This window comes from Streptomyces sp. SID12501 (assembly GCF_010550245.1).
In the GTDB taxonomy this organism is placed as follows: Bacteria; Actinomycetota; Actinomycetes; order Streptomycetales; family Streptomycetaceae; genus Streptomyces.
On record NZ_JAAGLU010000323.1, the window covers coordinates 1 to 568 of the forward strand.

Below are 568 nucleotides of genomic sequence, written 5' to 3' on the forward strand. Positions count from 1 at the left end.
TCCACCTCGTCCGGCGTGCCGTGCACCACGCCTGTGCCGTCGCCGTAGTTGTTGATCGTCAGGTCCGCCGACGCGTACAGGCCCGAGCCGTCGCCGTAGTTCGTGATCGACACGTCGCCGTCCGACGCCGTGCCCGACCCGTCGCCGTAGTTGGTGATGGAGCGGTCGCCGCGGGACCACGTGCCCGACCCGTCGCCGTACAGCGTCACCGCCGTCGTGCCGTCGGCGTAGCTGCCGGACCCGTCGCCGTAGCTCACGACCGAGGTCGCGCCGTCGCTGTACGTGCCCGAGCCGTCGCCGTACACCGTGACCGCGACGCCGTTGAGGGAGTACGAGCCCGAGCCGTCGCCGTAGTTGACGACCGACCCGTCGGGGCCGGTGAACGTGCCCGACCCGTCGCCGTACGCGAGCAGCTCGCCCACGTCCGTGCCCTCGGCCTCGCAGCGCTGCGTCTCGACGCGCACGCCCGGCAGGTCGCCGACCGCGTCGTCGACCTGGATCGCGAAGCCCTCCAGCGACGCGTCGAGCATGCTGAGGTCCGGCAGCAGGAACATCGGCACGGGCGGGA

At 72.2% G+C, this 568-nt stretch carries 1 pseudogene; it reads right to left on the reverse strand.

The window, feature by feature from the left end:
• A pseudogene (locus tag G3I71_RS46010) lies at positions 1–568 on the reverse strand (hypothetical protein); the annotation flags it as partial.